This window comes from Kribbella sp. NPDC059898 (assembly GCF_042730855.1).
GTDB lineage: Bacteria > Actinomycetota > Actinomycetes > Propionibacteriales > Kribbellaceae > Kribbella.
In genome coordinates this window covers 243,143-257,450 of the sequence record NZ_JBHWKR010000012.1, presented here as the reverse complement: position 1 = coordinate 257,450, position 14,308 = coordinate 243,143, and the positions used below count along the sequence as shown (strand labels likewise).

The 14,308-nt window shown below is 69.8% G+C and carries 12 protein-coding genes and 1 pseudogene; 3 read left to right on the top strand and 10 right to left on the bottom strand.

What is annotated here, in order from left to right; translation table 11 throughout:
- Positions 1-7: 7 nt before the first annotated feature.
- On the bottom strand, positions 8-3,652 hold the full coding sequence (locus tag ACFV9C_RS32415; protein WP_380199395.1) for a GH116 family glycosyl hydrolase: 3,645 nt from the start codon (positions 3,650-3,652) through the stop codon (positions 8-10).
- Positions 3,653-3,800: 148 nt separating this feature from the next.
- Between ACFV9C_RS32415 and ACFV9C_RS32410 the strand changes: the two genes are divergently transcribed.
- Both ACFV9C_RS32410 and ACFV9C_RS32405 read left to right on the top strand, forming a co-directional pair.
- Positions 3,801-5,171, top strand: coding sequence for an MFS transporter (locus ACFV9C_RS32410; RefSeq protein ID WP_380199393.1), 1,371 nt, complete (start codon positions 3,801-3,803; stop codon positions 5,169-5,171).
- A gap of 45 nt (positions 5,172-5,216) precedes the next feature.
- Entirely contained in the window at positions 5,217-7,169 is a 1,953-nt protein-coding gene (locus ACFV9C_RS32405; protein ID WP_380199391.1) for a heparinase II/III family protein, read from the top strand.
- Here the strand turns inward: ACFV9C_RS32405 and ACFV9C_RS32400 are convergent.
- Both ACFV9C_RS32400 and ACFV9C_RS32395 read right to left on the bottom strand, forming a co-directional pair.
- Positions 7,162-8,493 (bottom strand): NAD(P)/FAD-dependent oxidoreductase, encoded by a 1,332-nt coding sequence (locus tag ACFV9C_RS32400; RefSeq protein WP_380199389.1) that lies wholly within the window; start codon positions 8,491-8,493, stop codon positions 7,162-7,164. The two genes, ACFV9C_RS32405 and ACFV9C_RS32400, sit on opposite strands and share 8 nt — an antisense overlap.
- A gap of 33 nt (positions 8,494-8,526) precedes the next feature.
- The gene (locus ACFV9C_RS32395) at positions 8,527-9,393 is read right to left on the bottom strand and encodes a LysR family transcriptional regulator (RefSeq protein ID WP_380199387.1); all 867 of its coding nucleotides are present in this window, start codon (positions 9,391-9,393) and stop codon (positions 8,527-8,529) included.
- Positions 9,394-9,466: 73 nt separating this feature from the next.
- On the opposite strand from ACFV9C_RS32395, the gene ACFV9C_RS32390 reads away from it, so the two are divergent.
- Entirely contained in the window at positions 9,467-10,357 is an 891-nt protein-coding gene (locus ACFV9C_RS32390) for a DMT family transporter (protein WP_380199385.1), read from the top strand.
- Here the strand turns inward: ACFV9C_RS32390 and ACFV9C_RS32385 are convergent.
- The 7 genes and pseudogenes from ACFV9C_RS32385 to ACFV9C_RS32355 all read right to left on the bottom strand — a co-directional run.
- A pseudogene (locus ACFV9C_RS32385) lies at positions 10,343-10,453 on the bottom strand (hypothetical protein); the annotation flags it as partial. The gene ACFV9C_RS32390 and the pseudogene ACFV9C_RS32385 overlap by 15 nt on opposite strands.
- A gap of 245 nt (positions 10,454-10,698) precedes the next feature.
- The gene (locus tag ACFV9C_RS32380; RefSeq protein ID WP_380199383.1) at positions 10,699-11,364 is read right to left on the bottom strand and encodes an NADPH-dependent F420 reductase; all 666 of its coding nucleotides are present in this window, start codon (positions 11,362-11,364) and stop codon (positions 10,699-10,701) included.
- Positions 11,361-12,398, bottom strand: a complete 1,038-nt coding sequence (locus ACFV9C_RS32375; RefSeq protein WP_380199381.1) for an LLM class flavin-dependent oxidoreductase — start codon at positions 12,396-12,398, stop codon at positions 11,361-11,363. Before ACFV9C_RS32375 ends, ACFV9C_RS32380 begins: the two co-directional genes overlap by 4 nt.
- 66 nt (positions 12,399-12,464) lie before the next feature.
- Complete coding sequence (locus tag ACFV9C_RS32370; RefSeq protein WP_380199379.1) at positions 12,465-12,746, bottom strand: hypothetical protein; 282 nt, start codon at positions 12,744-12,746, stop codon at positions 12,465-12,467.
- On the bottom strand, positions 12,731-12,862 hold the full coding sequence (locus ACFV9C_RS32365) for a hypothetical protein (protein WP_380199377.1): 132 nt from the start codon (positions 12,860-12,862) through the stop codon (positions 12,731-12,733). The genes ACFV9C_RS32370 and ACFV9C_RS32365 overlap by 16 nt, the downstream gene beginning before the upstream one ends.
- A complete protein-coding gene (locus ACFV9C_RS32360; protein WP_380199375.1) occupies positions 12,859-13,605 on the bottom strand; it encodes an SDR family oxidoreductase in 747 nt (248 codons plus the stop codon). Before ACFV9C_RS32360 ends, ACFV9C_RS32365 begins: the two co-directional genes overlap by 4 nt.
- A gap of 82 nt (positions 13,606-13,687) precedes the next feature.
- Positions 13,688-14,251 (bottom strand): helix-turn-helix domain-containing protein, encoded by a 564-nt coding sequence (locus ACFV9C_RS32355; protein WP_380199373.1) that lies wholly within the window; start codon positions 14,249-14,251, stop codon positions 13,688-13,690.
- Positions 14,252-14,308 lie beyond the last annotated feature (57 nt).

Here is a 14,308-nt window from a genome sequence, read left to right as displayed (position 1 = left end):
GCGGAGGTCAGCTGAGGACCACGTTGAGGTGGGATCCCGGCGTGATTGTGGTGGGTTTGGTGAGGGTGACGACGGATCGGTTGCCGGTGGCAACTACTGTTGCCGGGAGCCGGGTGGAGCCCGCGCGGACCTCGACGCGGTGGGCCGGGGTTGCGGTCTCGAAGGACAGTGTGGTGACGTTCAAGCTGCCATAGCGGATGTCGATCGTGGCGCTCAGGGACTTCGGTGTACGGCGTTGGGTGTAGAGACCCCACCCTTCCGCACCAGTGAACGCACCGCGGAAGTTCTCCGGGTGGATCCGCGGCGCGAACCCGAGATGCCCCCGCGGCCCGTGGTACTCGTACCCACACGCCGCCAGGTAGACGCCGTACCCCATCATCGCCCGCGCGTAGTGATCGCTCGCCTCGATCTCGTTGTACGGGTTGCGTTTCGTGGCGTCGTACCGCTCGTACATGGCCCGCGTGACCGCCAGCCCCTCGTCGGCCATCCCCTCCGCGAAGAGATGCGCGGCGAACTGATACTCCTGCCCGGTCCACACCTCGTTGAAGTACATCAACCCACGCGTCTCGTCCGACCCGCCGTGCGGCCAGGTAGCCATCAGTACGCCGCTCTCGTCCCCGGTCGTGTAGACCCGACCGACCCCGATCCCCGGCGGCCGGTACGTCCCAGGCGCGGCCCGGAAGTTCGACTCGTACAACTTCGACAGCGCACTCCGGGCCTGATCCTCCGGAAACACCCGCGGAAGCCCGAGCTGCGACGCATACGTCTGCCCGTACATCTGATCGATGAACAACCCGCGGTTACTGTTCTCCGCCGTCGGATGCGCCGGATCAACCTTCTGCACGTAGTACCCGTACTCGGCATTCCACAGCTTCCCAGCAAGGTACGCCGACCCACGATCAGCGATCGTCGTGTACCGCGTGGCGCTCGAGCTGTCGCCGACGTCCGTCGCCATCGCCGCAGCAGCTCGGAGCGCGGCGACGTACAGCCCGCTGATCCACGGCACCTCGCCGAACCATTCCGTGTCGAGCGTGTTCCACTGGCTGCCGCGGAAGATCCCGTCCTCGTCCGCCCCGTCCCGATGCGTGACGAGAAACTCGACAGCGGTCCTGACCCGCGGCCAAACCCGCTGCAGGAACGACAGATCCTTGCTCATCTGGTGCTCGCGGTAGATCCGCAGGATCGTCCCCGTCTGCCCGTCCGCGAACGAACTGGACGCGTCACCGGACTCGCCGCGGTTCCCGATCTCGCCGGTTGGCCGGAACGCGATGCCCAGATCGACACGCTCGCGGGTGTCCCGTTCGAGGTCGGGGAACAGCCGGCCGATCGCCTGCGCGTAGTTCCAGACGTGTTCGCAGGTACCAGCGCAGCAGTACGTGCCCTCCCACGCGTAGAAGCGGCCGTCGTCCCACCGGTAGCACGTGCTGGTCGCGATCGTGGATGCAGTCGCCAGCGTCCGCTCGAGGAACCAGTGCGGCAGCGACGAGTCGTCGTACCAGGTCTGCACCCACAGCTTCGTGTCGCGCTCCAGTCGCGCGGACTCGCGGCCGACGTACTCGACGACCTCGCGAGCCGAACCGAACCGCGTCGCGTAATGCCGGCGGAAGGTGGACGCGCCCACGAGCTCGGCGAACAGCTCGCGTTGCGGATTCGGGAAGAACCAGCCGTACGCGAACTGGATCGTCCGCGTGGCGCCCGGCGGCAGTGTCACCGTGACCGCGACGGTCCCGGCCTGCGGATCGGCTGAGTCCGCCGGACCGGCGTCCGAGTCGAACAGCGCGTCCACGGTCGACCGATCGGCGATCGAAGGCCGCACGACGACCTGCACACCCGCCTCGCCGGCGGCGTGGTTCGGGCCTGGCGTGAGGGCGGCCAGCGCGAAGGTCCCGCCGTCCGGTCGCTCCGCCACCGGCTGCCGGCGGATCGGGCGGTCGCTGAACAGGATCCGGTCCACGTTCACGTGGCCCCAGCCGCCGGTGTTGTTGTCGACAATCTGAATGTAGGCATTCCTACCGGCATATTTCCCGACGTCCATCGACACCGCGGTCAGCGGCTCGATGTCGGTGCCGGCCGTGGACGCCACCACGTTGCCGTCGACAACGACGTTCAGGCAGGTCTCCCCCTGGTGGCTGCCGCCGCCGACCCACGCGGTCACGAACCGGCGCTCGATCACGAACTCGCGGCTGGTCAGCGAACCGGTGTAGTGGTCCGGATCGCCGGTCCCACGGAAGTTGTACGAGGTCACGAACCGCCCGCTGACGTTCAGCTCCGTGCGGACGCCGAACGCCCGGCGGAAGCCGTCCGGCGTCTCGGCCGCCGTCACCGGGCCGGCACCGAACGCGTCGCCGGTGACCGTCCACCCGTCGTACGTCGTCCGGTCCCAGGTCTCGAAGACGATGTCCGGGCGGTCCGTGAAGACGATCGCGTCGCAACTGAGGTGTCCCCAGGCGCCCGTATGATTGTCAACAATCTCAATGTGTGCAATCTGGCCGGAGTACGCGCCGACGTCCAGCATCTGCGCGACCAGCGGCTCGCTCTCGTCACCGGTCGCGGTCGCGACCACCTGACCGTCGACGACCACGTTCACGCACGTCTCGCCCGGGTGCCGCCCGCCGCTCAGGCTGACCGCGACGTACCGGCGTTCGATCGTGAACTCGCGGCTGGTCAGCTTGCCGACGGCACCGTCGTACGTGCCGCCGCGATAGTCGTACGACGTGACGAAGCGGGTGCCGGACACGTTCAGGTCGCCGAACCGCTTCATCAGGTTCGGTACGTCGAGCGGCCGTACCGGGCCCGCACCGAAGGCGTCGCCGGTCACGGTCCAGCCCTCGAACGTGTCGTTCTCCCAGTCCTCGAACAGGATGTCGCCCTGTTCCGCTCCGAGGTCGTCGATCGCGCCGAACTGCACGCCGCCCTTGAACGCCCGCGCCTGCAGCGTCGTCGGCTGGCGCTTGCGGCTGTCGATACAGACCGGGTTCTCGGCGTACCCGAGCAGCGTCGCGCGGACCGCCGCCGAGGACGTGTTCCGCAGCGTGAACGACATGATCGTCGTCGGCAGCGTGGAGTCAGGCGTGGACAACGGGACGAACGGCGAGAACGCCTCCAGCTGCACCGACACAGGGCTCGCGGCGTCGGCGTACGCGACCCGGCCGATCGGATACGAGCCGGTGAAGCGCACGTCCTTGAACCCGGCCGCGTCGACCGTGCGGGTCGTCGTCCGGCCGCGAGTCGTCGTCCGCAACGCGAACCCCTGCGCGAACTGCGACGCACCCGGATCGTCGGCGGACAACGGGAACGCGTAGTGATGCCCGGAGAAGTCCGCGCCCCCGAGCGGGAACGAGGTCGGGTTGAACACGTCCCACGCCCACAGCCGCCCGTCGCCGGACAGGTACACCTGGCCGGTCGTACCGCCGCCGACCGGCATCCCGATCCGCTGCAGGGCGGGACCCGTGTACGACGTCGGCGTACCGCGGTCGAAGAGCACCTTCGGATCGGGCTTCGGCGGCGCGGCCAGAGCCTGGGCCGGTACGGCGAGCGCGCCGACCGCGGTGGCGCCTAGGGCGATGAACGTCCGGCGGCTCAGCTGGGCGCGAGGACAGTCGCCGGCACAGGATCTGTTCGCACAGCCGGCCGGGGCGTCAGAGACGGTCATTCGGGTTCTCCTTGACGGGCGGATGCGGGAGAAATCGATTTCCGAGATGCGATTCGAACACCGTAGCCAGCGCATCGGCGCAGGTCAACGGGTCCACCCGCTGGGATATTGTTCGACGTACATCAAACAACGTCGTAGGCTCGGTGCCATGCCCGAACCTCGCCGGCCGGTGGTCGCGCTCGCGTTGATCGCCTCGTTCATGGTGTTCGTCGACAGCACGATCGTGAACGTCACGCTGGCCGAACTCGCCACCCATCTGCACGCGTCACGCGCCGAGCTCGAGTGGTCGCTGAACGCGTACACCTTGTCGTTCGCGGCGCTGATGCTCGGTGCCGGAGCGATCGCCGACACCCTCGGCGCGAAGCGCGCGTTCCTCACCGGGCTGCTGGTGTTCACGCTGTCGTCGGCCGTCTGCGCGGCGGCCGGCTCGATGCTGATGCTGAACCTCGCGCGGCTGGTGCAGGGCGCCGGATCGGCGTTGCTGCTGCCGAGCGCACTCGTCCTCGCGACGGCGTCCGCGACCGACGAACACGCCCGGCACCGCCTGGTCAGCTGGTGGGCCGCGGCCGGCGGCGCGGGGATGGCCGCCGGCCCACTCCTCGGCGGCGGCCTGGTCGCCCTCGCGAACTGGCGCGCGGTCTTCGCGGTGAACGTCGTGATCGGCATCCCCGCAGCGATCTGGGCGTGGCGGGCGATGCCTGCCGTAGTGAGGCGGTCGCGGCGGCTGGATCTGGGGGGAATGGGGACGGCGACGGCGTTCATCGGCGGGTTGGTGTTCACGTTGATCGAGGCGCCGGCGCGTGGATGGCTCGATCCCGCGATCCTGGTCGCGGGCGGGGTGGCGGTCGCTGGGCTGGTGGGGTTCGTGGTCGTCGAGCGATCGGTACGGGCGCCGTTGCTGCCGCCGAGGTTGTACGCCGATCGCGGGTTCGCGGCCGCCGCGCTTCAGGGGTTGTTGCTGAACTTCGCCTTCTACGGCGTGCTTTTCTCGATGAGCCTGCTGCTCCAGCAAGGGCGGCACCTGAGCGCGCTGGTGACCGGGTTGCTGTTCCTGCCGCTGACCGGGCTGATCTCGATCGCGAACATTGGCTCGGCACCGCTGGCCCGCCGGCTCGGGCGGCCCGTCGTACTCGCGATCGGGCAGGCGGTGATCACCGTCGCGATGCTGGCGCTCGCGTGGGCGAGTACGGCGTCGATGGTGTGGCCGATGGTGCTGGCGCTGGTGCCGATCGGGTTCAGCTCCGGGCTGCTGGTGCCGACGATGACGGCGCAGTCGATCGCCGCGGTCGAGCCGGCGTTGCACGGAGCGGCGTCGGCCGCGTTCAACACCGCGCGGCAGATCGGCGGGGCGATCGGGGTCGCGACCTTCGGCCCGCTGCTCGGCACGGCGCACGACCTCGGGCGCGGGTTCGTCCTGTGCGCGATCATCGCGGCCGGAGCGAGCCTGGCCGGGTTGGGCGTGACCGCACTGGGTCGCCGTACGCCGGTACCCGTACGCTCCTGCCCCGAGCGCGGGTGAGAATGGGGTGAAAGGGGGTTCTGAGTGGCGCAGGGGACGAGGCGGGTGGGGAGGACCGTCGCGCTGACGCTTGCCTGCGTGCTGGTGTGCGGGGTCGCGTTCGCCGGCGCCGTATTCGTGCTGATGCCGGGCGCCCGAGACCGCAGTACGACGATCTCCGCCACCGGCTCACCCACGCCGAGCGCCCCGTCCAAGTCACCGCAGCCGACGCCGAGTACCCCTGAGTCCACCGACGAACCCCTCCCCGGCGTAGACACCCCGGCCACTCCCCCGCCGTCAACCCCGGTCGCGAACACCGGCACGTACGAATGCCCGGGCTACAGCGGCATCCAGGTCCCGCTCCCGATGCTGATGAGCGACACCTTCCAATGGGGCGACGACCCGGCGTACAAGGTCGGCAAGGGCAACGGTGACATCAACTGGCGCGCCGACCCGTACAAGAAGCCCAGCTGGTACATGTGGCTGCACTCGTTGCGCTGGCTCGGCAAAGGCATCGAGGCCGGTGCGAACGGCGACCGCACAGCGCTCACCCACACGCTGGCGATCATCCACGACTGGGTCCAGGACAACCCGTACAGCTGGAAGGGCGACGTCGGCGCGTGGGAGGCGACGATGCACCGCACCAACGTGCTGCTGTGCGCCCGCCAGGCCGTCCTCCGCGGGATGCACGTCAGCAAACTGCCCACGCAGTACGCCTGGCTCGACAAGTCGCTCATCGACCACGCGCAGTTCATGATCGTGAACTGGAGCGGCCAGTCGAACCACGGCACCGACGAGAGCATCGCGCTGTTCGGCGTCGGCTGCACGCTCAAGCGGCCCGAGCTGAAGACGCTCGCGGTCGAGCGCCTGACCCAGGCGATCACGACCGCGATCGACCCGCAGGGCTCGACGAACGAGCAGTCCGTCGGGTACGCGATGTTCAACTACCTGCTCTGGGGCCGCGCCATGACCGCCCTGCAACGCTGCGGCTCCGACCCCGGCCAGGTGATCGACCAGCGCCGCGCCGCGCTGTCCGAGTGGCTGGCGCTCGCGACCAAGTCCACCGGTGAACTCCAGCAGGTCGGCGACGCCGTCAAGCAGAAGCCGACCGGCGCGGCGGGTACGGCGCTGGACTACGTCGCCTCGCTCGGCAAACGCGGGACGCGACCGTCGAAACGCGTCGCGGTGTACGACGCCGGGTACGTGTTCGGGCGGACCGGCTGGGGCGGGACGCGCCCGTTCGCGCAGGAGTCGACGTACAGCATCCGGTACGGCGCGGCGCGCACGCTGCACGGGCACGACGACCACATGTCGGTCACGTACTCGTCCCACGGCCGCGACGTACTGATCGATCCGGGCCACTCCGGGTACCAGCTCGACAAGTGGCAGGCGTGGTCGAAGAGCCAGGCCGCGCACAACGTGATGACGATCCCGTCCGCCGAGACCGCATCCGTCGCCACCCAACTTGTCCGCGCGTCGATCACGCCGACCTGGGAGTCGTACTCGCTCGCCGACTCCCCCGCGCCGGGCGTGACCCGCAAGCGCGACGTACTGGTACTGAAGGAGCCCGATCTGATCATCACGCTCGACCGCGGCCAGGCGACCGAGGACCAGCGGTACGAAACGCTCTGGCATCTCGCACCCGGTCTGAAGGTGACCGTCCAGTCCCCCACCACCGCGGTCGCCACCGCACCCGGCTCGAAGACGTCCCTCCTGCAGATCCCGTACCAGCAGCAACCGGCGAAGGACGCGATCACCGTGGTCGAGGGCCAGCAGGACCCGGTGCAGGGCTGGTACTACCCCGACATCTTCCACCGCGCATCGGCCCCGGTCGTCAAGTTCAACCGCACCGGCACCGAGGCGACGATCCTCTCCGCGATCGTCCCGACTGCCCCGACCGAGGCAGTCACCTACAAGACCCGCACCACAGCCGGCCTCTTCTTCGTCGACCTCACCGTCGGCGCCCGCAAGACGACCATCCGGGTCTCCCCGGACGGCCGACTCACCCGGATCAGCTGATCTGCTCGACCCGGACCGTCTTCCGGGCCTCGTTCTGGAACGCGTCGCGCGGGCTTTGGACCGAGGCCAGGGACACAATGTCGCGGCCGTAGAAGAACGACACCAGCCAGATCGCCAGCACCCGCATCTTGCGGTCCCAGGTCGGCACCGCGAGGACGTGGTACCCGCGGTGCATCAGCCACGCGAGCAAGCCCTTGATGACGATGCCCTTGTACTGGAAGATCCCGGACCCGAGCCCGAGCGTCGCGATAATGCCGAGGCTGTGGTGCACGTAGTCCTTCGGTTCCTTCCCGCGCAGCGACCGCAGCAGGTTCTTCGCCAGCACCTTCCCCTGCCGTACGGCGTTCTGCGCGTTCGGCACGGTGTACCCGGTGCCCGTCGCGAGGTCCGGCACGGCCGCGTCGTCGCCGGCTGCCCACGCGTCCGGGATCACCTCGTCCGCCGTACCGATCCGCAGGTCCGCGCGCACCTGCACCAGCCCGCGCTCGTTGTGCGGCAGATCCGTGTGGTTGCGCAGCAGCCGGGTCGCGGCGTTGCCGGCCGTCCAGACGATCAGCTCCGAGTCGAACTCCGAACCGTCGGACAGTACGACGTGACCGTCGTCGGCGGACGTCATCGTGGTGTTCAGGTGCACCACCGCGCCGCGCTTCTCGAAGTTCTCCACGACCCACTGGCCCGGCTTGTCGCTCACCTCGGGCAGGATCCGCCCGGACGCCTCGACCAGGTGGAACGCCAGGTCGCTCTCGGACAGCTCCGGGTACTTCTTCAGCAGCGCCCGCGCCAGCGAGAGCAGCTCCGCCATCCCCTCGACCCCGGAGAACCCGCCGCCCACGAACGTGACCGTGAGCAGCTTCCGCCGCCGCGGCCCCGGCTCCAGCCCGGCCGCCTCGTCGAACGCGGTGAACAGCCGGTCCCGGATCGCGACCGCTTCCTCGACGTGCTTCATCCCGATCGCCCGCTCCGCGACCCCCGGGACGTCGAAGGTCCGCGTCACCGCGCCCGCGGTCACCGCGATCACGTCGTACGCCATCGTGTAGGTCTCGCCCTGCGCGGGCCGGATCGTCACGGTCCGGTCGGCGTGCGAGATGCCGACGACCATCCCGGCCACGATCTTCGTCCGTCGGAGGTTCCGCCGCAGCGAGACCGCCGCGTGCCGTGCCTCGACCGATCCGGCCACCACCTCGGGCAGGAACGGCTGGTACGTCATGTACGGCCGCGGGTCCACCACGACCACCTCGGCCTCACCGCGCCGCAGCTTCTTCTCCAGCCGCCAGGCCGTGTAGAACCCGGCGTACCCGCCGCCGACCACCAGGATCTTGCGCACCCTGAACTCTCCCTCCGCCGTCTCACCCACACGCTAGCGGAGTAGTCCGAGGACGAGCGACAGCGGCGGCCACGCCGTCCGGTCGCGGCGGACGACGGCCTGGGCGCGCATCCGGGGCTCCGGGTCACGGAGGCGGCGCAGCGAGATGCCGGTCGTCTTCGGGTGGGCGGCCGGCATCAACGCGACACCGAGGCCCGCGCCGATCATCTCCTGGACGAGCTGCAGGCTGTCGGCGCGCTGGGTCACCCGGGGCTCGAAGTCCGCCTGCGCGGCGATCGTACGGACGACCTGCTCGTCGGCGGTGTGCCGCGAGTTCACGATCCAGTCGCTGCCGGCGAACGCGGCGAGCACCTCGGCGGCGCTACCCGGCGTACGACGGGATCGGGACGGGACCGCCAAGCTCCATGAGGACTCCCAGAGAACCGTGGCGTCGAGCGCGGGACCGAGGCTCGCGGGGGCGAGGTTGTAGTCGTACGTCAAGGCCAGGTCGACCTGGTCGCGTTCGAGCATGGAGAGGGCGTCGGGGGGTTCCTGTTCCTGGATCTCCAGCCGGACGGCCGGGGGCAGGCGCGGTACGAGGGGTAGCAGGGTGTCGCGGATCGCGGTGTGGAAGGCGGCGATGCGGACCGTGCCGGCGGGTTCCGCGGCCGGGTCGAGGTCGGCGCGGGCGGCCTCGTGGGCGGCCAGGATCGTGACGGCGTGACCGGCGAGACGTCGGCCCGCGGGAGTGAGCCGGACGCGGCGGCCGTCGGGCTCGAGCAGCGGCGTGCCGACCTCCTTGGCGAGGGCAGCGAGCTGCTGGGAGACGGTGGACGTCGTCACGCCGAGGACGTCCGACACTGCGTGCATCGAGCCCAGCCGGGAGAGCGCGAGCAGGAGTTCAAGGCGGCGTACGTCCATTCATTAATCATGAATGATCTGTGCAGGATTCTCACGTGGACGCGAACGGCGTCGCCAGGCTTCACTGGACGGTATGCGCGCACGGAAGACCGGTATCGCGTTCGCGGTGCTGTCGATGACGATGGTCCAGCTCGGGCTGGCCGTCTCGGTCGGGCTGTTCGACCGGGTCGGCCCGGAGGGCGCCGCCTGGCTTCGTTTGGCCTGTGCGGGCGTGATCGTGCTGGTGCTGTTCCGTCCGCGACCGAGCGCGTTCGACCGGAACGCGTTCCTGGCCGCGGTCGGTCTCGGCGTCGCGACGGGTGGCGTGACCTTGCTGTTCATGGCCGCCGTGGCGCGGCTGCCGCTCGGGACTGCGAGCGCGTTGGAGTTCCTGGGTCCGCTGACGGTCGCCGTACTGCGGAGTCGCGGACGGCTGGTGTGGCCGGCGGTCGCGTTCGCCGGCGTACTGATCCTGACGCAGCCTTGGCACGGTGCGGTCGACGGGGTCGGCGTACTGCTCGCGCTCGGCGCGGCAGCCTGCTGGGCGGCATACATCGTGCTCACCCAGCACGTCGGCAGCAACGTCACCGGGCTTCAGGGCATGGGGGTGTCGCTGCCGGTCGCGGCCGTCGTGGCGACCGTCGTTGCCGGTCCGGCGACGATCCCGGTGCTGACCTGGCAGTTGGTGGTGATCGGGTTCGGCCTGGCGTTGCTGTTGCCGGTGATCCCGTTCAGCCTCGAGTACCTCGCACTCCGCCGCCTGGACGCGGGCGTGTTCGGCACGCTGATGAGCCTCGAGCCCGCACTGGCCCTGCTGATCGGCTGGCTACTCCTCGGCCAGTCCCCCACCCTGTTCCAAACCCTCGGCATCGCCTGCGTCATCACCGCAGGCATCGGCGCCGAGCGCGCCCAGGTGAATCAGCTCGCTGGCGTAGTCGCCGGTCAGGTCCAGGACGAGGCCCGCGGACATGAGTGCAGCGCCTGACAGCTCGCCGTACGTCCGCTCCGGATCGAGCCCACGGAGCCGGACCGGGTACGGCGCGGCGTCGTACTGCTGCGCCTCCCGATAGCAGAGGACCACCGTCTCGCGCCGGTCCGCGCCGACGTACTGGACGGCCGACACGCCCCGGCCCGGTTCGCCGACCTCCCGATCCACCTGCCGGCGACCACCAACATCATCGGCATCGCCAACGATCAGTCGGCCGCGCCCGACCTGGACCGCATCTCGATCAGCTGATCCGTGCCGAAGAACGGGTAGTGGTCACCCTCTGGAGCCGCTCGGACAACAGCTTTTGGGGCACCACCACCCGTTCTTCGGTGCGCGCGCTACGCCCGTGTCTGGCTCAGCATGCTTCGGAGGGCCTCGGTGTCGACGTTGGCGCCGAAGGGCTCGGTGCCTGGTTCCAGGCGTTTGCCTTCGGGGAGCGGGCCGATCAGGACCGGGTCGAAGCCGAGGGCGTCGACCAGGTCGGCCACCTCGGCGGCGTCCTCGGAGGTGCCGGCCACGGCGATGGCCCTGCGGTCGGGGGATCCGGTGGGGCGTGGGCCTTCGTCGAGGTCGTGGTAGCCCATGTGGTTGAAGGCCTTCACGACGCGGGAGTCGGGCAGGAACTCCTGCACGATCTCCGACGACGACGTCCGCGGGTCGGTGAGGTCGTCGCGGATGCCATCGACCTCCCACCAGTAGTTCATCGCGTCGACGACGAGCTTGCCGCGCAGTTCGTTCACCGGGATCGTCCGGTACTTCCCCAGCGGCAGCGCCAGGATCACCACGTCCGCCCCGGCCGCCGCCTCGGCGGCGGTCACCGCGACCGCGCCGGGCGTCACGACCTCGACGATCAACGCGATCTTCGAGACGTCGCCCGACCCGGCGATCAGCACCTTGTACCCGGCCGCGACCGCCAGCCGCGCCAGCACAGTGCCGACCTTGCCGGCGCCAAGGATCCCGACCGTCACCGGGCGGTCGGCACCAGTGTCGGCGCTGGTGGTCACTTCGACTCCGCCAGGATCTCGCGGACCAGCGGGACCACCTTCGTCCCGTACAGCTCGACCGCCTTCAGCCGGGCGCTCGTCGGCAGCGGGCCGCCCGAGTAGATCAGGTCGAACCGCTTGGCGTCGATCGCCCGCACCGCCCCGGCGATCCGGCGCGCCACGGTCTCCGGCGAGCCGACGTACATCGACCCGTGCAGCACCTCGGACTCGAACTCCTCGCGCTTCAACGGCGGCCAGCCGCGCAGCGCCCCGATCCGGTCCCGCATCACCTTGTACGGCGCGAAGTAGATCTCCTTCGCCTCCTCGTCGGTGTCCGCGACGAATCCCGGCGAGTGCATCCCGACCGGATGCGCCACGGTCCCGAACTGCTCCGCGGCCCGCTGGTACAGGTCGACGTACGGCGCGAACCGCTCCGGCGAGCCGCCGATGATCGCGAGCATCAACGGCAGCCCGTAGAACGCCGTCCGCACCACGGACTGCGGTGATCCGCCGACGCCGACCCAGGTGGTCAGCCGGCCGGACTCGGTCTTCGGGTAGACGTCCTGGTTGTCCAGCGCCGCCCGGACCGTGCCTTCCCAGGTCACCGGCTTCTCGTCGAGCAGCCGCACGAACAGCTGGAGCTTCTCCTCGAACAGCTTGTCGTAGTCGGCCAGGTCGTATCCGAACAACGGGAACGACTCGGTGAACGACCCGCGCCCGAGGATCACCTCGGCGCGTCCGTTCGACAACGCGTCCACGGTCGAGAACCGCTGGAACACCCGGACCGGGTCGTCCGAGCTGAGCACGGTCACGCCCGAGCCGAGCTTGATGTTCGACGTCCTGGTGGCGATCCCGGCGAGCACCGTTTCCGGTGACGAGATCGAGAACTCCGGCCGGTGGTGCTCGCCGAGCGCGATCGCGTCCACACCGATCTCGTCGGCCAGCACCGCCTCGTCCACCACCTGCCGGATCGCGGCGGCGGCGCTCACCGGCGCACCGTCGTCGTCCACCGGGATGTCCCCGAAGGTGTCGAGCCCGAAGGCGACCTCGGTCATGTCTGCACGCTCCTGTTCAGTCCCAGCAAGTCTAGGTTGACATGTCAACACCAGAGCAGGCGGGGTTCATTCCCAGTGCCGCAGCTTGTCCGGGTTCCGCACGATCCAGACCGCCGCGACCTTCGCGCCGGTGACCTGCAGGCTGACCACGGCGACGACCCGGCCGGCGGCCCGCAGTACGACGCCCGGCTGCCCGTTCACCGCCTCGACGGTCAGGTCGACACCCGGCACGACCAGCTCGGTCACCCGCCGGGCGACCTCGTTCGGGCCGTGGCTCCGGCCGGGCGTGACGACCCGTCCGCCGCCGTCGCTGACCGCGACGACCTCCTCGGTCAGCAGGCTCCGCACCGCACCGGCGCTGCCAGCGGCCAGGCCTCACCCTCCGGTGGCGTGCCGGCGGCCTGGAGCTCCAGGTCCGCCTCGACCTCGACGCCCAGCTCGTGCAGGAACTCGGGCTCGCTCATCGGGCCGCGTACCACTCGTCGTAGTGCAGCTCGCCCAGCGTCGCCTCGCCCACCGGGACCAGGCTGCGCTCGGTCAGCTCGGAGCCGAAGTACCTCGCGTGGACGTCGGCCACCACCTCGCGGGGGTCGCCGCGCTCAGCGAGCGCCTTCCGGAAGAACTCGTCCATCCGGTACTCGTCCGGCCCGGCGATGTCGATCCGCGCGTTCAGCGGCGCGCCGACCGCGACCTTGCCGAGGTTCTTCCCGACGTCCACGGCCGCGATCGGCGCCCAGGCGACCGGCGCGATGTGCACCTTGCCGTCGTCCCAGGTGCCTTCGTCCGCGATCGCGCCGACGAACTCCATGAACTGCGTCGCGTGCACCAGCGAGAACGGGATCCCGGAGCCCTTGATCAGCTCCTCCTGGGCGATCTTGGCGGCGAAGTAGTGGTTGTCGGCCAGCCGCTCGGTGCCGACGATCGAGATCCCGAGGTGGTGCCGGACCCCGGCCGCTTCCTCGGCCCGGAGCAGGTTCGACGTCGAGGTGCGGAAGAACTCCAGCACCGGACCGGCCTCGAACGACGGCGAGTTCGCCACGTCGACCACGACGTCGGCGCCCTTCAGCACCTCGGCCAGTCCTTCACCGGTGATCGTGTTGACGCCGGTGTTCGGCGCGGCCGGCTCCGCCTCGTGGCCGTGCTCGGTGAGCTGCGCCACCAGTTTCGTACCGATCGGACCGGTGCCACCGATCACGACGATCTTCATCGCGAGGTCCCTTCGCTTGTTGTGTCCTGTCAAGAGATAAGACAGGGCAGCCGCTCCGGTTGTGACAGCCAAATCCGGAACGCTAGGACGTGAGCGCGGCGAGGTTCTTCAACGTTGTCTGGAGGACCTCGGCGATCGGTACGTCGGCGGGCGCGCTGATCCAGCGCTCGAACGAGACCCGGAACACGGCGACCCCCGTCTCGGCGGCCAGCGCGGCGACGTCCGGGGCGACGCCGCGGTCGAGCAGGCCCTGGGTGAGCGCGGTGGTGAGCGTCGCCATCTTGATCAGCTCGCGCTCCCGCAGCTCCGGCGTCGACATGATCACCGCGGCCCGACGGCGCGAGTACTCCCGGCGGATGGCGTCGAAGAAGTCGGCCGACGCGAGCACCGCGGTCGTCGTCGCCGCCATCGGCGTCGCGTCCGCCGGTGCGGCCGCGAGCGCGGCGACCATGTGTTCCTGCAGCAGCTCGGAGCCGGCGAACAGTACTTCGCGCTTGTCCGCGAAGTGCCGGAAGAACGTCCGCGCGGTGACCCCGGCCCGATCGGCGATCTCGGCGACGGTCGTGCCGTCGTACCCGCGCTCGGCGTACAGCGCCATCGCGGCCTCTCGCAGCCGCCCGGCCGCGTCCGGCTCCCACCGTCCCATGCGGTCGATCCTAGCCGATGTCATCGAGTGACATCAGGGTGTAGCATCGGTGATGTC